This window comes from Ferruginibacter paludis (assembly GCF_030409685.1).
Lineage (GTDB): Bacteria > Bacteroidota > Bacteroidia > Chitinophagales > Chitinophagaceae > Ferruginibacter > Ferruginibacter paludis.
In genome coordinates, this window is the sequence record NZ_JAUFQJ010000014.1 from 1 (window position 1) to 24495 (window position 24495).

General features: G+C 42.2%; 22 protein-coding genes. 5 read left to right on the plus strand and 17 right to left on the minus strand.

All coding sequences use genetic code 11. The annotated features are described in order from the left end of the window. Positions 1–176: 176 nt before the first annotated feature. The 3 genes from QWZ08_RS19590 to QWZ08_RS19600 all read right to left on the minus strand — a co-directional run bounded on the left by QWZ08_RS19590 (position 177) and on the right by QWZ08_RS19600 (position 2035). Positions 177–647 carry a single-stranded DNA-binding protein gene (locus tag QWZ08_RS19590; protein ID WP_290339229.1) on the minus strand — a complete coding sequence of 157 codons (471 nt, stop codon included), beginning with the start codon at positions 645–647 and terminating at the stop codon, positions 177–179. A 125-nt stretch (positions 648–772) separates the two neighbouring features. Beyond that, positions 773–1228, minus strand: coding sequence for an SRPBCC domain-containing protein (locus tag QWZ08_RS19595; RefSeq protein ID WP_290339230.1), 456 nt, complete (start codon positions 1226–1228; stop codon positions 773–775). A 54-nt stretch (positions 1229–1282) separates the two neighbouring features. Beyond that, complete coding sequence (locus QWZ08_RS19600) at positions 1283–2035, minus strand: XRE family transcriptional regulator (RefSeq protein ID WP_290339231.1); 753 nt, start codon at positions 2033–2035, stop codon at positions 1283–1285. Positions 2036–2186: 151 nt separating this feature from the next. Here QWZ08_RS19600 and QWZ08_RS19605 point away from each other — a divergent pair, with 151 nt between their 5' ends. Further along, entirely contained in the window at positions 2187–2738 is a 552-nt protein-coding gene (locus QWZ08_RS19605) for a YceI family protein (RefSeq protein WP_290339232.1), read from the plus strand. A 171-nt stretch (positions 2739–2909) separates the two neighbouring features. Here QWZ08_RS19605 and QWZ08_RS19610 read toward each other — a convergent pair whose 3' ends face one another. From QWZ08_RS19610 to QWZ08_RS19625, 4 genes are all read right to left on the minus strand, one after another. Further along, entirely contained in the window at positions 2910–3455 is a 546-nt protein-coding gene (locus QWZ08_RS19610; RefSeq protein WP_290339233.1) for an NUDIX hydrolase, read from the minus strand. Positions 3456–3542: 87 nt separating this feature from the next. Then, on the minus strand, positions 3543–4067 hold the full coding sequence (locus QWZ08_RS19615) for a YfiT family bacillithiol transferase (protein WP_290339234.1): 525 nt from the start codon (positions 4065–4067) through the stop codon (positions 3543–3545). Between the two features lies 1 nt (position 4068). Then, positions 4069–4866: a BamJ family beta-barrel-assembly machinery protein gene (gene bamJ / locus QWZ08_RS19620; RefSeq protein WP_290339235.1), complete on the minus strand. Its 798-nt coding sequence runs from the start codon at positions 4864–4866 to the stop codon at positions 4069–4071. Positions 4867–4926: 60 nt separating this feature from the next. Next, positions 4927–5688, minus strand: coding sequence for an ABC transporter ATP-binding protein (locus tag QWZ08_RS19625; RefSeq protein WP_290339236.1), 762 nt, complete (start codon positions 5686–5688; stop codon positions 4927–4929). Between the two features lie 203 nt (positions 5689–5891). Here QWZ08_RS19625 and QWZ08_RS19630 point away from each other — a divergent pair, with 203 nt between their 5' ends. Then, entirely contained in the window at positions 5892–7148 is a 1257-nt protein-coding gene (locus QWZ08_RS19630) for an aspartate kinase (protein WP_290339237.1), read from the plus strand. Between the two features lie 106 nt (positions 7149–7254). On the opposite strand, the gene QWZ08_RS19635 is transcribed toward QWZ08_RS19630, so the two are convergent. The 3 genes from QWZ08_RS19635 to rpiA all read right to left on the minus strand — a co-directional run bounded on the left by QWZ08_RS19635 (position 7255) and on the right by rpiA (position 9974). After that, positions 7255–8019 carry a L,D-transpeptidase family protein gene (locus QWZ08_RS19635; RefSeq protein WP_290339238.1) on the minus strand — a complete coding sequence of 255 codons (765 nt, stop codon included), beginning with the start codon at positions 8017–8019 and terminating at the stop codon, positions 7255–7257. Between the two features lie 208 nt (positions 8020–8227). After that, positions 8228–9274, minus strand: coding sequence for an NAD(P)-dependent alcohol dehydrogenase (locus QWZ08_RS19640; protein WP_290339239.1), 1047 nt, complete (start codon positions 9272–9274; stop codon positions 8228–8230). Between the two features lie 19 nt (positions 9275–9293). Then, positions 9294–9974 carry a ribose-5-phosphate isomerase RpiA gene (gene rpiA / locus QWZ08_RS19645; protein ID WP_290339240.1) on the minus strand — a complete coding sequence of 227 codons (681 nt, stop codon included), beginning with the start codon at positions 9972–9974 and terminating at the stop codon, positions 9294–9296. Between the two features lie 638 nt (positions 9975–10612). On the opposite strand from rpiA, the gene QWZ08_RS19650 reads away from it, so the two are divergent. Then, on the plus strand, positions 10613–13225 hold the full coding sequence (locus tag QWZ08_RS19650; RefSeq protein ID WP_290339241.1) for an MGH1-like glycoside hydrolase domain-containing protein: 2613 nt from the start codon (positions 10613–10615) through the stop codon (positions 13223–13225). 32 nt (positions 13226–13257) lie between these two features. Here QWZ08_RS19650 and QWZ08_RS19655 read toward each other — a convergent pair whose 3' ends face one another. Further along, a complete protein-coding gene (locus QWZ08_RS19655) occupies positions 13258–13971 on the minus strand; it encodes an exonuclease/endonuclease/phosphatase family protein (protein ID WP_290339242.1) in 714 nt (237 codons plus the stop codon). A gap of 84 nt (positions 13972–14055) precedes the next feature. Then, complete coding sequence (locus QWZ08_RS19660; protein ID WP_290339243.1) at positions 14056–14424, minus strand: VOC family protein; 369 nt, start codon at positions 14422–14424, stop codon at positions 14056–14058. 164 nt (positions 14425–14588) lie between these two features. Here QWZ08_RS19660 and QWZ08_RS19665 point away from each other — a divergent pair, with 164 nt between their 5' ends. Beyond that, positions 14589–15989, plus strand: coding sequence for a Gfo/Idh/MocA family protein (locus QWZ08_RS19665; protein ID WP_290339244.1), 1401 nt, complete (start codon positions 14589–14591; stop codon positions 15987–15989). A 156-nt stretch (positions 15990–16145) separates the two neighbouring features. On the opposite strand, the gene QWZ08_RS19670 is transcribed toward QWZ08_RS19665, so the two are convergent. The 4 genes from QWZ08_RS19670 to QWZ08_RS19685 all read right to left on the minus strand — a co-directional run bounded on the left by QWZ08_RS19670 (position 16146) and on the right by QWZ08_RS19685 (position 19912). Next, complete coding sequence (locus QWZ08_RS19670) at positions 16146–16565, minus strand: hypothetical protein (protein WP_290339245.1); 420 nt, start codon at positions 16563–16565, stop codon at positions 16146–16148. 156 nt (positions 16566–16721) lie between these two features. Beyond that, complete coding sequence (locus tag QWZ08_RS19675) at positions 16722–17270, minus strand: HPP family protein (RefSeq protein WP_290339246.1); 549 nt, start codon at positions 17268–17270, stop codon at positions 16722–16724. A gap of 57 nt (positions 17271–17327) precedes the next feature. After that, entirely contained in the window at positions 17328–19247 is a 1920-nt protein-coding gene (locus QWZ08_RS19680) for a chloride channel protein (protein ID WP_290339247.1), read from the minus strand. Positions 19248–19318: 71 nt separating this feature from the next. Further along, entirely contained in the window at positions 19319–19912 is a 594-nt protein-coding gene (locus tag QWZ08_RS19685; RefSeq protein ID WP_290339248.1) for a Crp/Fnr family transcriptional regulator, read from the minus strand. Between the two features lie 229 nt (positions 19913–20141). Between QWZ08_RS19685 and katG the strand changes: the two genes are divergently transcribed. Next, positions 20142–22385, plus strand: a complete 2244-nt coding sequence (gene katG / locus QWZ08_RS19690; protein WP_290339249.1) for a catalase/peroxidase HPI — start codon at positions 20142–20144, stop codon at positions 22383–22385. Between the two features lie 202 nt (positions 22386–22587). On the opposite strand, the gene QWZ08_RS19695 is transcribed toward katG, so the two are convergent. Then, positions 22588–24405 carry a DUF885 domain-containing protein gene (locus tag QWZ08_RS19695; protein ID WP_290339250.1) on the minus strand — a complete coding sequence of 606 codons (1818 nt, stop codon included), beginning with the start codon at positions 24403–24405 and terminating at the stop codon, positions 22588–22590. Positions 24406–24495: the final 90 nt, after the last annotated feature.

A 24495-nucleotide genomic window follows, 5' to 3' on the forward strand; every position in this document is an offset into this window, starting at 1 on the left:
CAATTTACACACCGCTATATAACGAAAAAAAAGGCTGCTCAACTTTTGAGACAGCCTTTTTATTTTTTTAATCATTCCCCGTTACCAGGTCCTTACCCGCGCAGCAATAATTTCTTTTTATGTAAAACAAAAAGCGCCGCAAACCTGCGGCGCTTTTTTATAAATTTTCTGTAAAATTAAAAGGGAAGATCATCTGCTGCGTCTGAAGCCACACTCGCCGCTGCGGAAGACACAGGATTGTTACTGGCAGGCGTGTAAGAGGAATTGCTTTGATTACCCTGATTATAATTGCTGCTGCCACCTGATTGCTGGTGAGCAGGAGTATCTACACCACTTCCGCCTAACAATTGAATATTTTGTACCCGCATACGCAATGTTGCGGCAGCCTGGTTGTCCTTGTTCATGTAAGCTTCCGCTTCCGGCGCCCCTTCCGCATATACAGTTTTGCCTTTTGTAAGGTATTGTGCCACGGCAGTTTTATCCGTCCAGTAAGCACATTCTACCCAGGTAGTTCTTTCTTTTTGATTGCCCTGCCTGTCCTTGTAACGCTCTGTATGGGCTACGCTGAAATTGATTACGTTTTGTCCGTTTACCTCTTTTACGATGCAATCTTTACCCAAATTGCCTACGATTTGTAACTTGATCATAATTGTGTGTTTTAAATGTTTAACCGATGTATCTGAATGTGAAAATTATGAAAATGTACTTTTAAAAATCTATTTAGTTATCTGCTTTTTACTAACAAAATTTACGGGTTATACTATTGATTTTTTTAGAGTGCTGATTCCGCAACACCTTTTATTTGTACCAGTATCGGGTTCCAGCCGTCGCCGTTGTTATAAACGTCCTGGTATCGTTTTTCTCCGTCCGCCGCACCTTCAAAACCATCCTGTGTTACCGTTAAATTTACTTCACCATCCGGGCCGGACAATTCATATGTCACGTTCAAATAATTTTCAGGAATATCGGCCATTGTTGCATTTGGATCTATGACGGTATACTTCAGCAATTTTTGTGGTACAATATCAACGATGGTACCTTTTACAAAAACTGTTTCCTTTCCTTCATACATGGCGCTCCATAATAATGGACTGCCTACTTTCCAGTCGGACACTGTTTTGCAACCAAACATATATTTTTTTGTTTGCTCCGGGTTTATTAATGCACCCCAAACCGCCACCGCAGGTGCATTAATGATAATATTATTTTTTACAACTAGGTTTTCCATTGAACTTTTTATATGCATGACCAGGAAATGAACAAAAAGGTCGAAAAGTATTTTTTAGTTCAGCTTTTTCTTTAGCGTGCTTACCTGGCTCTGCAAATTATTTACCATACTTGCCAAAGAGTTCATGTCCCAGCGCTGTTGCGCACTTACTTTGCTGATGACCATTTGCGCCTGCCACAGTTCTACCACATCTTCTACATTTACCTGGTAGGGCTGGTATTGCGGATTGTCACTTACCAGTGTGAATTTATTTTTGAGCTTATTATTTTTTACCACTCTTTTATATACAATTCCTTCGTGCCGGCTTATAACAATGTAGGCCTGGTCACTTTTCACGTCTTCATTAAAATCTACCTTTTCACCTACAATAATACTGCCACTTGGGGTGGGTAACATACTGTCTCCAATAATTTCAAAGGCTCTGTAGTTACCGCCGGCAAGCATGGGTAATGTAAACGTGTTCAACTCATCAATAAATTCACTGTCGGCATATCCGGCCAGGTAACCGGCAGCAGCTTTTACAGGCACAAAATGAATGATGTTTCTTTCGGCTGTCAGCATTTTTTGCTGCCTTCGTTTGGCAAGGTAAGTACTGGCAGTGTTGCTCAAATCTTTAAGCAATAATTCGTCCAACGTAAGCTTAAAAATATCGCATACAATTTCCAGTACTTCCAAACGGGGGTCGGCCCGCTCTTCTTCGTAAGCACCGATTAAAGACCGCTTGATACCTAATTTTACTGCAAATTCTTCCTGTGTCCAGCCACGCAATTTGCGGAGATACTTCAGATTTTGTCCTGCTTGTGACATAATGCAACTAATTTGATTAGCACAAATATACTAATATATTTAGCTTTACAAAATTTATTTTTAAGGTGAAGCGGGTATGCAATTATATTAAGCCATCTTTCAGGCAACTTAATCTCTTGGTTATTGTTATCATTGCTAAAGCCATGCGTTTATGAAATCAGCCATGCAAAAAATAGCTGTTGTTTTAATTGCGTTCTTCTTTTGTATTCAAAGCAGTGCACAGATTTTTTTGCCTGTTGATGCAGAATCATCCGTAAAATTTTCCATTAAAAACTTTGGACTGACTACTGCTGGTCATTTCGCAGGGCTGAAAGGAAAAATACAATTTGATGCGGGTAATACAACATCCGCCAGTTTTGTGGTAAGTGTTGACGCCGCCTCTGTTAATACAGACAATAATACAAGAGACAAACACCTGCTGAAGGAAGACTATTTTGATGTTGCAAAATATCCTTTGATCAATTTTACTTCAACGAGTGTAAACAAGGATGCGGCAGGTAAGTTTTTAGTGACTGGTAACCTCTCCATCAAAGGTGTAACAAAACAAATTTCGTTTCCGTTTACTGCCGAGGTGCAAAACAACGGGTATCGCTTTTCGGGGTCATTTATTATTAACCGGCGTAACTTTGGGGTTGGTGGCAACAGTATGGTGCTGGCAGATAATCTGCAGGTATCACTCGATGTTTTTGCCAAAAAGGATTGACGATTTGTAGATAGCCCCGAATTCATACAACCGGAAATAGAACAGCTGTTCAACCAATAAAAATTAGTTGCACCGAAGACGGGAGTTGCTTAAGAAGATATTGTACACGAGGCCGACGCAACGATGATCCACAAAGCTTCCCAGCCCGGACCAATTATTTTGTACCCGGATTTATTTCTCTATGCTATCTAACTTTTGAAATGCATATAACATGCAGCTTACGTGCAATGCCTGTGCAAATTCATTGCGTTGCAACATGCTTCTCACCTCTTCCACCGGTACAAGATGGATGTCAATTTGTTCGTGCGCATCCAGACTTTGTACATTGACTTGTTTTCCGCCCCTGGCTAAAAACAAATGGGTATAGCCGCTTAACACGCCTGGGTTGCCTGCTACTTTTCCTACCTCATCTATCTGGGTAAACTCGTAGCCTGTTTCTTCCAGCAGTTCCCTTGCAATGGCTGTTGCTGCATCTTCACCTTCATCAGCAAAGCCGCCGGGTATTTCGGTAAGTACTTCGCCAACCGGGTGGCGGTACTGCTTTACGAGAATTACTTCCCCCTCGTCCGTAATGGCCATCGCACAAACAGTGGGCGGCAGTTCAACCACAAAATAAGATGGCACCATTGTGCCATTGGGCATTTCGCACACATCTTTGCGTGCCGTAAAATAGGGATGATTTGAAAGGTATTCGGAAGAAAGTATTTTCCAGTGCATATTGTTGCTTTAAAAATAAATCCGTTTAAAAACAGGCATGGCAGCAACCCATGGCGTTGCATTTTCGCTGCTTTTAAACGGATACAATTACCAATTCATTCTTTGCCTTAAGGCTGTGATATGTGCTGTATGATGCAGGCTGTGCCATGCATACATACCCAGCAAGTGCCATAAGGTAATTTCTTTTTTTTGTTCGGGATGAAACACGGTTTTGTTCCACTCGTCTTCTTTAATATTTTCCAGCACCGCCACCCATCTTGTGTGCAGCGCAAACAATAATGTGAGCGATACATTAATTGGAATGGCTTTGCTGTCGTTTAACAATGCCCATGCGCCTTCATCGTATGGCTTTATTGTGGGGTTATTTTCTGTAAGCCCCAGTTTAAAACGGATGTAGGCATTCATATGACTGTCGGCCACGTGATGTACCAGTTGTTTCACCGTCCAGCCGTCAGGGCGGTAAGGTGTTTCCAGCTGATGTTCATCCAGGTTGATGACCGCATTTTCCAACTGGTTCGGCAGGTATTTAATATCAATAATCCACTGCTCCAGCTGCTTTGCAGAAAAGGGTTGTGGCTGATATTTACCAATGGGATATTTTAACTCTTCCATATTAGTTTTGTGGCTTTGTTGTATCGGCTCCTATTGGCTTTAGTTCGCCGGTAGTAGCAGGTGCATTTGGTTTAATACCCAGTAATTCCATTTCAAAAATCAAGGCAGCACCGCCGGGAATATCAGCGCCAGCACCTCTTTCACCATAACCCAATTCACTTGGAATAAATACTTTGAACTTATCGCCGATGTGCATTAACTGTAAAATTTCTGTCCAGCCCCTGATAACACCGCCAACAGGTATAGTCAACGGTTCGCCTCTTTTGTAAGAGTTATCAAATTCTTTTCCGTCAATTAATGTACCTGCATAATTTGCCACTACGGTATCAACTGCTTTAGGAGTTGCTGAAGTGGCATCCCCTTTCTTCAATACTTCATATTGTAATCCACTTGGCAAAGTAATTACACCAGTGCGCTTTTTATTGGCTTCCAGAAAGGCAGTTGCTTTTGCTTTTTCAGCGCCACTTTTTTTAGCTGCATTGGTCTGCAATTTTTGCTGGATACACATATTGGCCTGCTGATCATTCAGCGCAGCAGTTCTCTTTTTAAAAACATCTTCCATGGCTTTTTCCATGGCTGCGTATGTAATTTGGTCAATACCCTGTTGTTTTAAATTATTGGCTACGTTCATACCCAGTGCGTAGCTGAAAGAATCGGTTGAACTTTTTAATGCACTTACCGCTGGTTTAACCGCACCTGCTGCAGGTTTTGCTGCCGTAGTTGTTTTGGGTTTTGATTGCGCACTTACCTGCATACCTGTAATTGTAACCACGCAGGCCACTAAAAAAAATTGCTTCATTGTGTTGTTTTAATTGTTGATTGATATTTATTGAATATTGATTTTTAAACCGGTACAAAATTATTCTTCCCTTATTTCTTTTCCTGTCAGGTGAATAAATACATCCTCCAGGTTGGCGGATTTTACTTGCCTGGGTCTTTCAAATCCGGTAGCCACCAGGTCGTCAATCAGCTGATCAGGCGAAGCCAGCGCTATGATTTTACCTTCATCCAGGATGGCGATGCGGTCGCACAATTGCTCGGCTTCATCCATATAATGAGTAGTAATAATTACTGTGGTGCCTTTTGAGCGGATGCTTTTAATCAGCTCCCATAAACTTCTTCTTGCCTGCGGATCAAGCCCGGTTGTTGGCTCATCTAAAAAAACAATTTTTGGCTGGTTGATCAACGTGGTAGCGATCGAAAAACGTTGCTTTTGCCCACCGCTTAACTCCTTGTATTTATTCTTTGCCTTATCTTCTAAATTTACCAGGTGCAGTAGTTCCATGGGCTGCACAGGGCGGTTGTATAATCCCGCAAATAACTGTATCAGTTCCAGTAAAGTCAACCCCGGGTAAAAGCCCGATGTTTGCAACTGTACCCCGATTATTTTTTTGATGTCATCCGCAGCCGTATCCAGGTTCAGCCCGTCTACTATCACTTCCCCGCTCGTTTTATCCCGCAGGGTTTCAATAATTTCCAACGTGGTTGATTTACCTGCACCATTAGGGCCCAGCAATCCAAATATCTCTCCTTCAAAAACGTCAAAAGAAATGCCTTTTACCGCTTCGAAAGTTCCGTAACTCTTTCGCAGGTTTTTAACTGAAATAATGGTGCGTTGCATGTAAAACTCCGTTTGCTGAAAAAAATTATTTGCAAATTAAGCGAATTTGGCCTGTTGTAAACCAATTATTGCCTGATGCTCCTCAGAATTGGCGTTTACTTTAACTTTTAAGCGCCCGAATAATGGTTTACAAAGCAAGAAGTGCGACTTTTGCAACTCAATTTATTTTAACAATTACTCACTCACCAATACCCGTAGTACAAATGAAGGTTTTTAAATTTGGCGGCGCCAGCATCAACAGCATCGAAAGGATACAAAACGTAGCACGTATTATTCAATCTTTTTCAGGAGAAAAATTACTGATCATTATCTCGGCCATGGGCAAAACAACCAATGGACTTGAAAAAGTAGCAGAAGCTTTTTTTGCCGGTGATAAAGAAATGGCTCTGCAGCTGTTTCACCAAATTAAAGAAGAGCATGTGAAAGTGCTGGCTCAATTAAACCCGGCAGCCACCAATATTTTAAGCGATTTATTTACCGAAGTAGAATGGTTGCTGCACGATAAACCACTGAGAGAATATGATTATTACTACGATCAGATTGTTTGTTGCGGCGAGTTGCTGAGCACTGCCATTGTAAGCAATTATTTAAACAGTATTGCTGTAACAAATAGCTGGGTCGATGTGAGGGATATTTTTAGAACCGATGACAACTTCAGGGAAGCCGGCATCGACTGGCAGTTTACTGAGCAAAAAGTACAGCAGGACATTGTACCGCTTTTTGAGAATACTGACATCGTCATCACGCAGGGGTTTGTTGGAGCTACCGATGAAAATGAAAGTACTACGCTCGGCAGGGAAGGAAGCGATTATACCGCCGCCATTTTCGCCAACATGCTGAACGCCGAAAGTCAAACAATCTGGAAAGATGTGGAAGGAGTGATGAATGCAGACCCAAAGCTGTTTCCGGATGCACAATTCATCGCCGCCTTAAGTTATACGGAAGTCATTGAAATGGCTTATTACGGGGCCCAGGTCATTCATCCAAAAACCATCAAGCCGCTACAAAACAAAAGTATTCCCTTGCATGTACGTTGTTTTTTAAAACCCGCGTTACCCGGCACCATCATCGGCAACGAGCCGGTGCGGAATCTTCCGCCCATAATTGTTTTAAAAAGCAACCAGGTGCTGATGCAGTTTAACTCAAAAGATTTTTCGTTTGTGGAAGATATGCTGGTAAGCAAGTTGCATGGTTTATTTGTGGAGATAAAGATAAGACCCAACCTGTCGCAAAACGGCGCTATCAGCTTATACTGTAGTTTTGATAACTGGCCGGAAAAAATAGAGAAGCTGGCACTTGCAGCAAGTGAATTATTTGATGTACAGGTGGAAAAAGATATTGTATTGCTTACTGTACGTCATTACACCGATGCTGTTGTTGCTGAACTTACCGCCAATAAAACAGAATTGCTCAGCCAGCGGACAAGAGAAACTTTGCAGGTACTTTTGAAAGATAAGTAGTATCGCAGAAGTGAATAAGCAATAGTGAATAGGCAATAACTCATCCGCCTTTTTATTCTTTAAACGATACCATCTGATAATTTGAATACAAAGTGCAGAAGTAAAATCAATCAATGATATAATGCCCGGCCTTATTGACAATGATTACCGGCAGTTTCTTTTTTTCTTCAAAATAGTCAAATGCTTCTTTTAAACTAATAGCGAATTTTTGAAGTCCCTGGTTTTCTTTGGTGGCCAATGCAAGGTATTCGAATGATTTTTTATTACTGTATTTTACCGGAAAAACATGCACGGGAATAAAGTCCTGCCCGTTTTCTTTAGCCAGGCTGGTCATCACATACAATTCTTCTATGGGTTCATCACTGATTGCAATACATCCGGTAGACACACAATTGCCATGTATATAAATATTGTTGCCAGGCCTAAGGGAATCACTTAAAATCCGGTCGCTTGCGTTGGGATAATTCAGTCCAAGTGCCAAATGATAATTGCTGTTGGGATTAAATTCATTGATGTAGTAAAAGCCTTCCGGTACCTGGTAATCTCCTTCAAAACGTTTGGGGCCCATCGATCCGCTTTGCATGCAAACCTTGTAGGTTTTAAATAGTTTAAAGGTTTCCTTATCAGCGTTTTTTACCCACACTTCCAGTTGCTTATCGTATTTAAAACTGCGGATATAAACTTCCTCAGGGGGCCATTGCAGTTTTTTTTGTTCAAACTGTTTTTTTAAACTGTCTTCTGTTTTACTGAAACCGTCAAATAATCTGCCGGTTGATTTTGATATGCTGATAAAACTGTTTTGAGCCGACAATCTACCTGCTGCTATTAACAGCAAAAACGATAAACTAATTTTTAACAGCCGGGTTTTCATTATATAATAATTATCAGATATAACAGGTACATAAAAATAAGAATTTTATTGAAAGTTCATCGTTAAACATCCAATAAAACATTTGGATTTTGCCGGTAAGACGTTAAGTCGCTTTTATCTCCATTGAAGAATACACTTTAGTTGCGCATTTTAAAACGTTCCTGACAGTCCACCGGCTACAAAGTCCTTAAAAATAGAATAGTGATTATTACTTTAAACTTGCCATGTCAATTACAAACCGATATTTCACATCATTTTTCAACATTCTTTCATATGCTTCGTTGATGTATTGCATTGGTATAACTTCTACATCCGCCACAATATTTTTTTCGGCGCAAAAGTCGAGCATTTCCTGTGTCTCGTCTGTACCGCCAATCATAGAGCCGATGATACAACGACGATTTTTGATTAGTTCAAAAGTGTTTACTTTGGGTTGGTCGCTGGGCAAACCTACTACCAGTAACTTACCATTTAAATCCAGCAGCTTCAGATAAATTTCATAATCGTGGTTGCCGCTTACTGCATCCAGTACCACATCAAAATGGCTCTCCAGTTTTTTCATTGCTTCTGTATCAGAACTCAGCACAAAATGATGCGCCCCCAGCTTACGGGCATCCTGTTCTTTAGAAGGTGACGTGCTTAACATGGTTACTTCTGCCCCCATCGCTACTGCAAACTTTACCGCCATGTGTCCGAGTCCGCCAAGGCCGGCTACGGCCACTTTATCACCCGGCTGTACATGGGCATATTTTAAAGGAGAATAGGTGGTAATGCCTGCGCACAACAAAGGAGCAACTCCAGCCAGATCAAGCGAATCCGAAACATGATACACCCATCTTTCATCACAAACAATTTGTGTACTGTAGCCACCTTGTGCAATGGTTTTCTTATCTCTTTCATAACCGTTGTAAGTACCTGTCATTCCTTCTGCGCAATATTGTTCCATGTACTTTTTACAGGGTTTACATTCGCGGCAACTATCTATCATTACGCCTATCCCCGCTGTTTGACCTGCAGTAAATTTGGTTACACCACTACCCACCCCAATTACTTTGCCCACAATTTCATGTCCCGGAACCATTGGATACATGGAGCCGCCCCATTCATTCCTTGCCTGGTGCAGGTCGCTGTGGCAAACGCCTGAAAACAAAATTTCAATCAGCACATCCTGTTCTCTTAAATCTCTTCTTTCAAAATCAATCGGCGTTAATGGAGAGGTTGCGCTTTGTGCTGCATATGCTTTTACTGGTATCACCTTTTTAATTTTTATATTGTTATTTTTCTATAATCTGTATGCCTTCATTCCCTGCAATAATTACTTTAGTAACCAGGTTATAAAACAACGATGTTTCCACAACTCCGGTGATGTTTTTCATGGTCAAATTCAGTGATTCCAAATCAGGCCATTTGTCAAACCACACATCCATCAGATAATTACCATTGTCTGTAATGGTGGCGCCATCCTTCTTATTTCCCATGCGCAGATCGGTTTTTGTGCCGGGAAATAATTGCTGAATGCGTGCGGTAACGTAGCGCAGTGCTTCGGGCAACAATTCAATTACCAACGGACATTGGGTCGTAAACCGGTCTACATATTTTGAATCATCGCCAGCAATAATAAACCGGGTTGCCATTGCCGCCAGTAGTTTTTCCCGGGTGTGGATGCCGCCACCACTTTTCAGCGCCTGCAAATTATGATCTACCTGGTCGCAACCATCAAAATACAAATCGATTTTTTCAACATCTGCTGCCGGCAATACTGTAAAGCCATTCTGCAGTAACAACTGGCGTGTTGTAAAAGAAGAAGTGAGCAATTGTATTTGTAACCCATTTTGAACCTGCTCCGCCAACCAGGTTACCATATATGCAATGGTGGACCCGGCTCCCAAACCAATTACCTGCCCGGACTGTATCAACCCTGCAGCTTTTACTGCGGCAGCTTTTTTAAAATCCATGCTTCTCTTTAATTTATTATTATAATTTAATGTTGGCCGTTATACACACGAATGATTCTTAACTCAATATTGCAATGTCAGTACAAATATAAGTGCACCGTTAGTAGTTTCATTCACTGGTATAGATTTAACCTTTGCAACGGGATGTAAGTCATTCGCGGGGTAACTAAAATGTTTAAGTCCTTGCAGAAGGAAATTTTTACGGAGACAAAAGCAGCTATAAAAAAAGCTGCCTGAAATTAATCAGACAGCTTATTCCTCTTAAAAATCCCCGGGCTATTTTTATTTTAATCAGCAGTTTTCTGCTGCGCTTTTACACTACAATGCTGTTTGAGTACGCCCCATTCGTTCTTAAGCAATTTATCTACGTATTGGAATTAAAAAAGGTTGCCTGAGGGAAAAGATATTTTTTTTCCTCCATCCTCTCTTTGCAAACATTCATGCATTAACACAGTCACTTCAACACCGGAATGGAATTGCTGGATCTGATTTCCCGGAATTTCTTTGCTTACCTCAATATTAAAACCACCGGTAAAATTTTACATTAGGTTATTAAATATGTTTTTTATCCTGAGCAAAAAGTTATTTTTAGTTATGATAATTCCATTTTCTATGAGATTAGTAATTTTAAACGCATAATGTTGGAGAAGGTAGAAAAGGAACGGTTATACCGTTCAAACAATAATAAAAACTGGAAAAAGTGGGGGCCATATTTGTCTGACAGGCAATGGGGTACCGTAAGAGAAGATTATAGTCCGAATGGAAATACGTGGAACTATATCAACCACGACCTGGCCCGAAGTTATGCTTATCGTTGGGGCGAGGAAGGCATAGCCGGCTTTTGCGACAGTGACCAGATTTTATGCCTGGCGCCGGCATTCTGGAACGGTAAAGATTCTATTTTAAAAGAGCGGCTTTTTGGTTTAACCAACGGGGAAGGCAATCATGGTGAAGATGTAAAGGAACTATACTTTCATTTAGACTCCTCGCCTACCCACTCGTACTGCAAATTCCTTTACAAATATCCCCAGCAGGCATTCCCTTATCTTGACCTGGTAGATAAAAATAAAAAAGACCGGTTAAGCCCTGAATATGAATTGATGGATACGGGCATCTTTAAAGACAACCGTTATTTTGATTGTTATATTGAATATGCCAAAGATGAAATAAATGATATTTTGATGAAGGTTACGGTGCACAACCGCGGGCCTGAAGCAGCCACCATCCATGTATTACCGCACCTGTGGTTCCGCAATTTCTGGAAACACAATCCCCGTTTTACCAGGCCCGAAATTGTTTCACTTTCACCCAATTGCCTGCAAACAAACTCGGCCCGCAATGGCAGTTTCTATTTTTATCACGAAGGCGGTGAGCAATTGTTTTGTGATAATGAAACCAATAACCAGCGGATGTACAACAGGCCGAATGACATGCCCTTTGTAAAGGATGGCATCAACAACTATGTCATCCACAAAGAGCAAACAGTCAATACAAAAAAACAAGGTACCAAAGCCGCCGTTTGGTTAAAAGAAACCATTCAGCCCGGCGCATCCGCCACCTTTAAAGTAAGATTAAGCAAATACCAGCTGGAAAATCCCTGGACTAAATTTGATGAAATTTTTGACAAGCGCCTGGCCGATACGGATCAATATTATGAGGAGCTATCACCAAAAAAATTATCAACCGAACATCAAAGTTTGCTTCGTAGCACCGTGAGCGGTTTGCTATGGACCAAACAGTTTTATTACCTCGATGTATTTAAATGGTTGTTTGGCGAACCTGGCGAAACACCACCCCAGCGAAGTCATCAACGCAATTATGACTGGCAACATCTTACCTGCCGCAACATTATTTCCATGCCGGATAAATGGGAGTATCCCTGGTTTGCTGCCTGGGATCTTGCGTTTCATGCCGCCACTTTTATACATGTAGATCCTGATTTTGCCAAGCAGCAGTTGCTGGTTGTGTTGCGGGAATATTACATGCATCCCAACGGACAAATTCCGGCATACGAGTGGAATTTCAGTGACGTCAATCCGCCGGTACATGCCTGGAGTGTTTGGTACGTGTATGAAGCGGATAAGAAAAAAACGGGCAAGCCTGACTGGGATTTCCTGGAAAGGGCTTTTCAGAAATTGCTCATGAATTTTACCTGGTGGGTAAACCAAAAGGATGCCAACGGAACCGATATTTTTGAAGGTGGGTTTCTTGGCCTGGATAATATTGGTGTGTTTGACAGAAATCATATGCCGCCCGGTATTAAAAAATTACAGCAGGCAGATGCTACGAGCTGGATGGCCATGTACGCTATCAATATGTTGCACATGTCGCTGGAACTGGCACAGCATAACCAGGCATATGAAGAATCGGCCGCCAAATTTTTCCGGCATTTTTTAAATATTGGCTGGGCGATGCACCACATGGGGAAGAAAGATATTTCCTTGTGGGACGAAGATGATGCTTTTTATTATGATGCCATACAATTTGAAAACGGCGCCAGCCAGCGATTAAAAATCCGTTCTTTAGTGGGCATTATTCCATTATTGGCTGTTGAAATTATCCATGGCAGCGTGTTTAAAAATTTGCCTCAATTTAACACCCGTTTGGAAGTGATCAGGCTTACGCGGCCTGACCTGACCCGGATCATTTCCGGCATTGATAACAAGAACAAGGATGGCAATTATTTATTTGCCATTATGATTGATGACCGCCTGGAAAGCTTACTGAAAAGGCTGCTGGACGAAGCGGAGTTTTTATCCGATTATGGCATTCGTTCGCTCTCCCGCTGCCACAAGGATAAGCCCTATGAATTTGGCTACCAGGGCAATAATTACAGTATTCAATATGAACCCGGTGAAAGCTCCAGTTCCATGTTTGGTGGTAACTCCAACTGGCGTGGCCCCATCTGGCTGCCACTGAATTACCTCATCATTAATTCTATTCGTAAATACCATACTTATTATGGCGACAGTTACCACTTTGAATTTCCGGCTGGTTCGGGAAATATGTTAAGCCTGAAACACATTGCCAATGCCCTGACTAAAAGAATTCTAAAAATATTTGAACGCAATGAAGGCGGACAATTTCAATACCATGCCAGCGATCAGCCTTTATGGAGCAAGGAAAATTTTAAAGAGCATCACCTGTTTTATGAATTCTTTCATGGAGATACCGGCCAGGGTTTGGGGGCCTCTCATCAAACCGGATGGACGGCTTTGATTGCTAATTTATTGCTGGAGATGGATGAATAATAAACCTGGCAAACGGGGCGTTGCAGATGCTGTCAAAATTTGAATGTTACAATTACCGGAACATGATCACTGTATTGTTTCCAGAAATCATAGTCCCCAATTTCGACTTGTTCAATTTTGTCCATCATATCTGAAGAAGCAAAACAATAATCAAGGTGATAGGGTTTGTCTTTATGCCGGTAAAGATAAAATGTGGGATGTAGCTCCTGCCCCTGTACCTGTTGATGATGCGAATGATAGCAGCTAACAATACCTTTTTGCTCCAGGCGCTTTACTACATTTGAATGATTGCCTTCCCTGTATTTTCTGTCCCAGATGGTGTTGCTGTTAAAATCGCCAATGAGGATGGTTTGTTTTGTCTTTATTTTTTTATCGTAATAATGAAGGGCTTTCCAAACCTGCTCAACGTACTGTCCGTCGGGATCTGCAGGATTGTTTGCCCAAACCGCATATAATGTAAAGTCGCAATGGCCACCGGTAACCGCAACCGGTATAATCATTTTCAATTCCGGGTTATGATTTTTAAGCAGTTTTAATTTGAAGCTGCCATACGAAAAAATACCAAGACCCTTATGTTGATTGGTGCCGTACCAAAGCATGTCAGTTGGCTGCTGTATACCTTCACCAAATGCCAAATTTTCAATGCATTCACATTCGGGAACAATTAAAATATCTGGCTTATACTTCAGGATGAAAGACGCCTTTTTTCTAAAGGCCATATTGCAGTTCCATGTAATAATTGTCATAACCCGGATTACTTTTTAATTATTAAACCGCAAGAAGCTTTACAAAACCCCCTTTCATATTCGCGTATAAACAATTGCTGCTTTTTAGCCGTTGTTAAATTGCCCGAAGTGCCAGAGAATGCCGGAAGGATCATGCAAAAAACACTCGCTGCCCCACGGCTCGTTTTTAACAGGCGTTAGTCTCACACCAGCATATTTACCCTCGAGGTTCAAAGCGAGTAATTCTCTCCAGTAACGGTTAACATCATCCACTTCCAAAAAAATCATCGAATTATCTACCCAATCCTTCACCCAGGCATTCTGCAAGTAAAACCCCAGTACGCCGGTTTTAAACAAACACATATCAGGTGACAGTACTATTTCTTCAAAACCAAGATCCCGGTAAAAGGCTCTTGAAAGTTCATAGTCTTTGGCGCCAATGAATGGCCGGATTGAAATGGCATTATGGTTCATTGTTTTACTTTTTGTGGTGAATATCATTTGGCTCTTTCTTTAGTATTATCTTAAAACTCCATACTGCAATAAGGCCGTATTTTAAAGCAAGATAATATATTTTGCAGCAGGTGTTCACGGCAAAAGGCTGTTCAGTAAATTTGGTAAACAATAAAATTCATTACATGTCAAAACAAACCCAATCATCCCGCAGGCGTTTTTTGCAGCAGATCGGTGCCACCGGTATGCTAGCTGTAGCTGCCCCGTTAAGTACCCTGGCTGCACGGGAAAAGGCAGAAGAAAGAACACTGTTTTATGAAAAGAAAATTTCAACAGGCGATACCATCCGCCTTGGCGTAATTGGATATGGTATACAGGGACATTTTGACCTGGACACAGCGTTAAAAGTACCCGGTGTAGAGCTGGCAGGTATATGTGATTTGTATACTGGCCGGCTGGTAAATGCAAAAGAAAAGTTTGGCGACAGTCTTTTTACAACAAGGAATTATAAAGAGCTGCTTGACAAATCTGATATAGATGCGGTGATTATCGCCACTACGGATTGCTGGCATGCCCGCATTGCAAAAGATGCACTGGCAAAAGGCAAAGCTGTGTATTGTGAAAAACCAATGGTGTACAAAATAAGTGAAGGTGCTGGTGTAATTGAAGCTCAAAAAAAATCGGGTAAAGTATTGCAGGTAGGCAGTCAGCGGGTAAGCAGTATTGGCCTTGCAAAAGCAAAAGAATTATTAGCCGCAGGTGAAATAGGAAAACTAAATATGGTGAATGCGGTGTACGACCGGCAAAGTTCCATCGGTGCGTGGGAGTATACTATACCAAAAGATGCCAATGCAGAAACCACCGACTGGAATAAGTTTATTGAGGTAACAGCAAAAATGGAATATGATGCTAAAAAGTTTTTCTGGTGGCGTGCATTTAAAGAAGTAGGTACGGGCGTAGCGGGAGATTTGTTTATTCATTTGCTGAGCGGCACGCATTTTATAACCAATTCAAAAGGCCCGCAATCTATTTACGGTTCGGGCCAGTTCAGTTATTGGAAAGATGGCCGCAATATGCCGGATGTAATGGCCGGCGTGATGCAATATGGTGATACACCTGAGCACCCGGCATTTCAGTTAACACTGCAGGTAAATTTTATCAGTGGCACAGGCGGGCAGGAAGTGATACGGTTTACAGGGTCAGAAGGTGTGATGGAAGTAAAAGGAAATGACATCACCATAAAGCATAGCCTGATGCCCGAAGCGCCCGGCTTTGGCGGCTATGATTCCCTTTTTACTTTTTCCAAAAGCATGCAGGAAGAAATGCAGAAAGACTACGATGCAAAGTGGACAGCTGCACAAAAAAAGCGACCTGTAAAAGACGATGTAACATTTAAAGCACCGAAAGATTATAATGAACATTTAGATCACTTCACTAATTTTTTTGATTCCATACGAAAAGGTAAACCGGTAGTAGAAGATGCCATTTTTGGTTTCCGGGCAGCGGCACCCGCGTTATCGTGCAACGAAAGTTATTTTCAAAAGAAGATCATTCAGTGGGATCCGGTTAATATGAAACTGGTTTAACATTCACACATTCCAATATTACAGCACAGTACTTTTTTAAAACGCTGTGCTGTTTTTTATTTACAGGTGCGAATGTCTTAAACAACAAAATATAATGCCGGTAAATAACTTTGCAGATAAAAAATTGATTTGTTTACGCTGGTGATATTACCATTGCTATTCGCTCTTGCTTACTGCTTGCTTAACTATTGCCTTGTTATACATAAACAATAAAACAATATACACCAACCACACAATGGAGAATGCAATGAGACCTTTGAGATTGGATTGCACATCTTCCGGATCAAAACGACCGTGTATTTTTACATGCAATAATTTGTTGGAATATTCCTGCGCATACTCAACGCCTATTCCAAATAAAAAAAGGAAAATAAATATCAATACATGAAGGCTTATTTTTCTGCCGGCAAATAACACATTCAAAAAGGCAGCCGCTAAAAAATAAAATGCAGCGTGCAGTTCCTTGTCAATATGCCGGAAGCCGGATGGAAGCTTTACCATGAAACCAATAACAGATGCTGCAAGAAAAGCAGTCACCAACAATATTTTAGTCCAGTTATTGATTGGTAATTTCATTGATTGATGACATTGTGTTAAGTGTCAAAAATAGGACTTCAGTCTCACTAACAATACTTTCAGCAAACAATGTTTCTGTTAAAAAATAAGCAAGTAAAAATTGCAGGATTGAAAAACAAAGTTATGCAGGAGCAAGGTCTTCTAGTTACCTGTTGCTCATTTCCGGTAAGGATAATTTCTATCGTCGGGAATATTGTTTACAATAATTGCCACGAGTAACAGAACTAAAACGCCACTCATTACAGGGGAGAGTACATAATAAAAGCCCAGGCTTTTTATTTTTTGAGAACCGATATTAGCTATCAATGCCGTTGCACCGCCGGGCGGATGCATTGTTTTAGTTATCTGCATGGCCACAATAGAAAGCGATACTGCAAAGGCAGAACACAACCATATTTGATTGGGCAGTATACATTGTACCGTTACACCAATTATCGCACAAACCAAATGCCCGCCTACCAGGTTGCGGGGTTGTGCCAGCGGGCTGTTGGTGGCGCCAAACACCAGCACGGCCGAGGCACCAAATGATCCGATCAGGAAAACATTATCACTATCACTTAATTTAGTTGTCTGAAGCAATCCAATTAATCCAATCCCTGCAAATGCGCCAATAAATGTCCACAGGTGATCAATGGGTTCTATAATAGTTTGCCGGTACACAACGTATTTAGCCAAACGGTAACTCCGCTTTATTTTTTGCTTCACTGATTATTTATTTTGGATAGAAGGGCCAGGTTTGGCTTGTAAAAAACAGCGGCGCATTTATATCTCCACGTCCGTTTTATTCAACTGTTTTGATTGCTTGTCTTTACTAATGTTCATGAGTCGCTGGCCACGGACCAGCATTTTAAGGCCTTGCTTTTTTAGCGATATGGAAGGTTGTTTTCGTTCATGCTGTTGCGCCTCCCGGCTGTAAGCGCCTATAATATCTGAATACCCAAGTACGCCGACAATTTTATTCTCTTTTGATACAATGGGCAGCACATCTACATTTTCTGCCGCCATTTTTTCAACTGCCGCCTTCAGGCTGCTGTTAACGGATAGACAAATATTTTTTCGCTTGATGAGCAATCCTACCGGGCTTGCAATATCATGCTGGCTGTTGAATAAACTGGATGAACTGATGATGCCTTTAAAGTTGCTTTGGCCATCTGTTACGATAAAATAATTCGCCTTGTTTTCATCCTCATTCTCAATCCAGTTTCTAACTTCTCCTACTGTATTGTCATCACTTAACAGCACCGCATCACCTTTCATCACATCTGCTACCATCTTTTTATTTAAAATATCAGGCTCAAAATGATCCGGTGTTTGCACCCCTCTTCTTACAATTTTTTCTGTCATGATGGTAGTTTCCATCAACAGAAAAGAAACAAAATAAGCACCCGTGCAGGCAGCAATCAAAGGCAGCAACGCATTGTACTGGCCCGTAGTTTCCAGCGCAAAGATGATGGAAGTAATAAAGGCTCTTGAAGCACCAGCAAACATGGCTGACATACCAATTAAAGCCGCCATCGGTATGGAAATGCCCGTCGAAGGAAACAGGCTGAGCCAGGCGGCACCGAGCAAGGCGCCGGTAGCACCACCGATCGTTAACAGCGGCGCTAATGTTCCGCCCGAAGTACCACTGCCCAATGCCACAGACCACGATAAAAATTTAAAAGCACATAACGATAAAATAATGGCGACAGATAAATTGCCTGAAAGGATATCAGTAATGTTTTCGTACCCTACCCCCAACGTACGGGGATTGATGTACCCTACCGCTCCTACCACTAACCCGCCAATTGCAGGCCACCACATCCAGTGCACCGGTATCTTTTCAAAAATATCTTCAATGAGATAAACAACTTTTGTTGTGATTACGGCAAGTAAGCCAATGATAATTCCAATCAGGCTGTAACTGAACAGGGCGGTGTTGGATGATGGCAACATTGTTTTTGCAACCATAAATACCGGCGCCGCGTCAAATAAAAAATGGTGGCCCGCTGCGCCTGTTATGCAGCCCAGTGCCACCGGGATAATGGAACGGGGCGAAAACTCAAACAACAACAATTCTATCGCTAAAAAAATTGCAGCGAGAGGGCTGCCAAATATGGCAGACATCCCCGCTGTGGCGCCGGCAGCCAATAATATTTTTCTTTCGTGATGGGTAATATGCAGCAACTGGCCAAGGGTTGAACCCATTGCACCACCAGTTGCGATGATAGGCCCCTCCGCACCGAAAGGTCCGCCGGTACCAATGGCAATGGCCGCAGAGACAGGCTTTAGGTAAGTGATGGCGGGTTTAATTTTACTATTGTTGGTCAGCACCTGTTCCATTGCTTCAGGTATCCCATGGCCGCGGATGGCTTTAGATCCGTACATGGCCATCAACCCCACAATGATACCCCCGATAGCGGGCACCAGTATAACCCACAAACCAAGGGCATTTCCCAACGGGCTTGCATGAGCGGTGGAAAAAATTCCGTGAAAAGAAATATTGGTGACAAGATTGATAAGGCCCACCAATGCTTTGGCGATAAAACTGATGCAAACGGCAATTCCAATAGCCAGCACCGAAATCAACACCACCCGTTTCCTGTTCTGTGTTTCACGGGGATGAATATTTTCCGACTCCAGTGTGGAGATTAAAGACGTTGATAAAGGAATTGTTTTATTACCAAAAGCGTGTGTACCCATTACTAACCTGTAATTTTTGCAAAGGTCTGCTACATCGGCCAGCAATGAATTGCCATTTGGCAAGTAATGAATTATCGTTTTGAAATTTCTTTCCTGATCCTGCTAAGGGAAGTATTGGTAACGCCCAGGTAAGAGGCAATGTATTTAAGGGGCGCATTTTGAAAAACATCCGGACTGGAATGTATCAACAGGTTATACCTTTCTTCGGCCGTATCCTGCACCATGGATAGCATGCGTTGTTTTAAATCTGCATAAGCGGTCACCAGCATCGACCGGCCAAATTCCCTGAACTCAGGCATGGAATGAAAAGCGATTTGCAGATCGGCAAAGCTGATATACCAGGTACGGCAATCAGCAAGGGCCTGAAAATTTTCTTTGGTTGGCCGTTGCTTAAAGAACGAAAACATTTCGCACACTACCTGTTTATTGGAATAAAAATTGGTGGTAACGTCATCTCCGTTTACATCATGCGTATACGACCATACAAAGCCTTCATCTAAAAAATGAAACTCCTGGCATATTCTACCCTCCTGCAACAAAAATTCATTTTTTGCAATGGTCTTTTCCCGGAACCTGTCTGCAATTTCCACTGCCTTTCGCTGCGATACCGGAATAGTGGCATGTATATACTGAAGCAAATTTGTTTTATCCCGGATCATCATCATTTAAAACGTTTATTAATAAACTTCCTCAAATATAACCACCAACAGTCATTTTTACCATTCGGGTTTATAATAATACCGCAATAGCAAATGCATGGGTAAATATTGCTAAAATAGAAGCTATACAGTGGTTATACCCTCATAGACACTATCTATAAGTGTATAGGATATATAAATATCAATTATCAAAAGAACAGGCTACATTTGACTTTTAAAAAACAAACCTAGTAAAATGGAAAATGTAACCCCACAGGGCACCAAGGCCCTCAACGTAAATGATGACGGACCGAAATGTCCCTTTCATAGTGGTGCCCTTAAGCAAAGTGCCGGCAGCGGTACAAGAAACCGCGACTGGTGGCCGAACCAGTTAAAACTGAACATCCTTCGCCAGTACTCTTCACTCTCTAACCCCATGGGTGAAAATTTCAATTATGTTGAGGAGTTTAAAAGCCTTGACCTGGCTGCTGTTAAAAAAGATATTTTCGAATTAATGACAACGTCGCAAGACTGGTGGCCCGCAGACTACGGTCACTATGGTCCTTTCTTTATCCGCATGGCCTGGCATAGTGCAGGCACTTACCGCATCTCCGATGGCCGTGGTGGTGGCGGGTTTGGAACGCAACGTTTTGCGCCGCTGAACAGCTGGCCGGATAATGCGAACCTGGATAAAGCACGTTTGTTACTTTGGCCAATTAAAAAGAAATATGGCAAAAAAATTTCCTGGGCAGATCTGATGATTCTTGCCGGTAACTGTGCGCTTGAGTCAATGGGATTAAAAACTTTTGGTTTTGGTGGCGGCCGTGCAGATGTTTGGGAACCTGCGGAAGATGTTTACTGGGGTGCTGAAAATGTTTGGCTCGGTGGCGACAAACGGTACACCGGGAACCGGGAACTGGAAAACCCGCTGGCAGCTGTACAGATGGGATTGATTTATGTAAATCCCGAAGGCCCGGACGGAAAGCCTGACCCAGTGGCTTCAGCCCGCGACATACGTGAAACCTTCGGCCGCATGGCGATGAATGATGAAGAAACAGTGGCATTGATAGCCGGTGGACATACATTTGGTAAAACCCATGGTGCGGCAGATCCCGGCAAATATGTTTCTCATGAACCTGCGGGTGCCGGTATTGAAGAACAAAGCCTGGGCTGGAAAAATACTTACGGTAAGGGCAACGCAGGCGATACCATTACAAGCGGCCTTGAAGGTGCCTGGACTACCACACCAACAAAATGGAGCAACAATTATTTCGAAAACCTTTTTGGCTTTGAATGGGAACTCACCAAAAGCCCGGCTGGCGCACAGCAATGGAAACCAAAGGATAATGCAGGCGCCGGTACCGTACCGGATGCACATGATCCGTCAAAGAAGCATGCACCATTTATGCTTACCACTGATATCGCATTAAGAGCAGATCCGGTGTATGAAAAAATTTCCAGGCATTTCTTCGAAAATCCTGATCAGTTCGCAGATGCATTTGCCCGCGCCTGGTACAAACTAACGCACCGCGATATGGGTCCCATCACCCGCTATCATGGCCCGGAAGTACCTGCCGAAGTATTGATCTGGCAGGATCCGATTCCAGCTGTTACACATGAACTGATCAACGATGATGACATCACTTCATTGAAGAGTAAAATATTGGCATCCGGACTTTCTGTAGGTCAGCTGGTATCAACTGCCTGGGCTTCCGCATCCACTTTCCGCGGTTCCGACAAACGTGGTGGTGCCAATGGTGCACGCATTCGCCTTGCACCGCAAAAAGACTGGGAAGTAAATAACCCGGCGCAATTGTCAAAAGTATTGGATACGCTTGGTAGCATTCAGCAGGAATTCAACAGTGCACAGTCAGGCGGCAAAATGGTTTCAATGGCAGACCTGATCGTGCTGGCAGGATGTGCAGGCGTAGAGCAGGCTGCAAAAAATGCCGGTCATGATATTAAGGTTCCTTTCACACCTGGCAGAGCCGATGCTTCGCAGGAACAGACCGATGTTGAATCGTTTGAAGTACTGGAACCAAATGCAGACGGTTTTCGCAATTACATAAAAAAAATACACACCGTATCGCCTGAAGAAATGCTGGTAGACAAAGCGCAACTGTTAACGCTCACCACACCGGAGATGGTTGTGTTGGTTGGTGGATTGCGTGTGCTGAACATTAATTACGATCAGTCGCAACGTGGTGTATTTACCAACCGCAAAGATGCACTCACCAATGATTTCTTTTTAAACCTGCTTGATCTTGGAACAAGGTGGCATGCAACTTCCGATACACAGGATGTGTTTGAGGGAATTAACCGTTCAAACGGCGAACGTCAATGGACTGGTACACGTGTGGATCTGATCATTGGCTCCAACTCCGAATTACGTGCCGTTGCTGAAGTATATGGTTGTGAAGACGGACGGGATAAATTTGTAAATGACTTTGTTGCCGCATGGACCAAGGTGATGAACTTGGACCGTTTTGACCTGGCATAATTTCGAAGCAATATTATTAGAAAGGTGGTCCGTTATTGGACCACCTTTTTTAATTGCTGTCTTTAATCTTATTACAAAAAAAATTATTTATTTTTTGTACCCGGCATTTATTATCAATTAAACATCGTTGCGTCGCACACTTTTGCGGCATACCATTGGGCAACTTTATCGAAGCGGAGATTTAACTTTGCATTTTGTTCAATTATTTAGCAGCCTGCTTTTTCGCCCATTCATCCATTGATCTTTCAATAATATCCAACGGCATACAACCATCTTTTAAAAACTCATCATGAAAGGCGGCGAGGCTGAATTTATCACCGAGTTGCTGGCTGTATTTATTTCTCAGTTCCCTGATTTTTAATGCCCCGGTTTTATAACTCAATGCCTGTGCAGGATATACCATATAACGTTCTATCTCCGCCACGGCGCCATCTTCACTAATGGCTTCATTCTGCATCATGTATTGAATGGCTTCTTCTCTTGTCATTTTACCAGTGTGCATGGCAACATCTACCACCAGCCTGATGGCACGATGTATCTCATCACCCAAGGCACCCATATGCTGGTAGGGATCGGTGTAAAGGCCCAGCTCTTTTCCCAAACTTTCACAATACAAGGCATAGCCCTCACCATAGGCCCCATACCAGATGAACCGGCGAAAAGCCAGTAGTGATTGGTTTTCTGATTGAATGCTTGTTTGATAATGGTGCCCGGGAATGGCTTCATGCAGAAATAAACTTTCCATACCACTGGTAGTATTGAATTTGGTAGCGTCAACAATAGGCACATAAAAAATACCAGGCCTGCTGCCATCCGGCAAACCCGGGTAATATTCCGCACTGGCACTTGCCGCCCTGAAGGCTTCGGTTTGCCTGATTTCAAATTTTGTTTTGGGCGTTAGCGTAAACATTTTTTTAAGATTCGGATCTATAGTGGCTTGTATCTTTCTAAATGCATTCAATACTTCATCCGCCGTTTTATAAGGCATGAATTGTTTATCCGTTTTCATAAAAGTAAAAAATGAATCAAGGCTTCCTTTAAAACCCACTTCATTCTTAATCGTTTCCATTTCCGTCCTGATGCGTTTCACTTCTGAAAGTCCTGTTTGATAAATGGCATCCGGCGTTTTGCTGGTGGTGGTCCAGTATTTAACCAGGTACCTGTACAAGGTATCACCTCCCGGCAATGCGTTGATGCCGGTACTTGTTCTTGCCTTGGGCAAATATTCCATTTGTAAAAAATCGCCCAGCTTTTTATACGCCGGTACAATGATGTTGTTGATCATTGCGATGTATGCCGCAGTCAATCTTTTTTTATCACCTTCAGGAAACGTAGCAGGTATCAATTGCACGGGCGCATAGAATAAACTTTTGGTGGCATCGGCAGTCACCATGTCTTTCATTTGAGGAATCATTTTTATCACCACTGCTTTAGGCAGCACATAATTAATTGCCATTCCTTTTTTAAAATACACAATAGCACTATCAGCCCAGGCCGAAAACGCGGCCGCTCTTTGCAACCAATTGTCATAATCATTTACTGTTTTAAAAGGCTGGTTACCGCTACCCGAACCCATTTGCCCGAAAGAGATGGGAACGCCGTTAAACTGGTCAAAGGGCATGTAACGGTTATCTGCTATGGCTGAGCTCCCCATAAAATTCAGCGCAAGACCTTCCAGCGCCATATCCATTTCATACTTGAAAATGGCGTAGCTTTTTTTATCATTGTCATTCAGCGTTGCTGGGTCAAACCTGCTGATCGAATCTTTATATCGGCTAAAAAAATGGTTCAGCTTTGAACGATAGCTGTCTGTAAAATCTGCAGGCAACAAATTATTAAAGCGCTGGTCTCCGTTTACAGTAGCTTCTACAGGAAACAATTCCATCCTTTCATTAAAGTATGTATTTAACATGCCGCCCAATGCGGCATTGGCTGCCGCCGGGGTTGCGCTGTTTGTAGAATTTGAATTACAACCAGCTATTACTAGTAGCATGGTCAACAGGTAAATTATTCTTTTCATTTGGTTGTTTTGAAATATGAATATACCACTAAAAAACAACGACGTAAACCGCAGGCATGGTCATCCAAAAATGCCTTTCACCCAATAGTG

Bases quoted from the DNA above. Each gene is read 5' to 3' on its own strand.
- QWZ08_RS19685 (WP_290339248.1), bottom strand. From the start codon at position 19,912: ATGATGATGATCCGGGATAAAACAAATTTGCTTCAGTATATACATGCC.
- QWZ08_RS19650 (WP_290339241.1), top strand. From the start codon at position 10,613: ATGTTGGAGAAGGTAGAAAAGGAACGGTTATACCGTTCAAACAATAAT.
- bamJ (WP_290339235.1), bottom strand. From the start codon at position 4,866: ATGAAGCAATTTTTTTTAGTGGCCTGCGTGGTTACAATTACAGGTATG.
- QWZ08_RS19665 (WP_290339244.1), top strand. From the start codon at position 14,589: ATGTCAAAACAAACCCAATCATCCCGCAGGCGTTTTTTGCAGCAGATC.
- QWZ08_RS19625 (WP_290339236.1), bottom strand. From the start codon at position 5,688: ATGCAACGCACCATTATTTCAGTTAAAAACCTGCGAAAGAGTTACGGA.
- QWZ08_RS19670 (WP_290339245.1), bottom strand. From the start codon at position 16,565: ATGAAATTACCAATCAATAACTGGACTAAAATATTGTTGGTGACTGCT.
- QWZ08_RS19680 (WP_290339247.1), bottom strand. From the start codon at position 19,247: ATGGGTACACACGCTTTTGGTAATAAAACAATTCCTTTATCAACGTCT.
- QWZ08_RS19655 (WP_290339242.1), bottom strand. From the start codon at position 13,971: ATGACAATTATTACATGGAACTGCAATATGGCCTTTAGAAAAAAGGCG.
- QWZ08_RS19610 (WP_290339233.1), bottom strand. From the start codon at position 3,455: ATGCACTGGAAAATACTTTCTTCCGAATACCTTTCAAATCATCCCTAT.
- rpiA (WP_290339240.1), bottom strand. From the start codon at position 9,974: ATGGATTTTAAAAAAGCTGCCGCAGTAAAAGCTGCAGGGTTGATACAG.
- QWZ08_RS19605 (WP_290339232.1), top strand. From the start codon at position 2,187: ATGAAATCAGCCATGCAAAAAATAGCTGTTGTTTTAATTGCGTTCTTC.
- QWZ08_RS19600 (WP_290339231.1), bottom strand. From the start codon at position 2,035: ATGTCACAAGCAGGACAAAATCTGAAGTATCTCCGCAAATTGCGTGGC.
- katG (WP_290339249.1), top strand. From the start codon at position 20,142: ATGGAAAATGTAACCCCACAGGGCACCAAGGCCCTCAACGTAAATGAT.
- QWZ08_RS19635 (WP_290339238.1), bottom strand. From the start codon at position 8,019: ATGAAAACCCGGCTGTTAAAAATTAGTTTATCGTTTTTGCTGTTAATA.
- QWZ08_RS19615 (WP_290339234.1), bottom strand. From the start codon at position 4,067: ATGGAAGAGTTAAAATATCCCATTGGTAAATATCAGCCACAACCCTTT.
- QWZ08_RS19590 (WP_290339229.1), bottom strand. From the start codon at position 647: ATGATCAAGTTACAAATCGTAGGCAATTTGGGTAAAGATTGCATCGTA.
- QWZ08_RS19660 (WP_290339243.1), bottom strand. From the start codon at position 14,424: ATGAACCATAATGCCATTTCAATCCGGCCATTCATTGGCGCCAAAGAC.
- QWZ08_RS19695 (WP_290339250.1), bottom strand. From the start codon at position 24,405: ATGAAAAGAATAATTTACCTGTTGACCATGCTACTAGTAATAGCTGGT.
- QWZ08_RS19595 (WP_290339230.1), bottom strand. From the start codon at position 1,228: ATGGAAAACCTAGTTGTAAAAAATAATATTATCATTAATGCACCTGCG.
- QWZ08_RS19630 (WP_290339237.1), top strand. From the start codon at position 5,892: ATGAAGGTTTTTAAATTTGGCGGCGCCAGCATCAACAGCATCGAAAGG.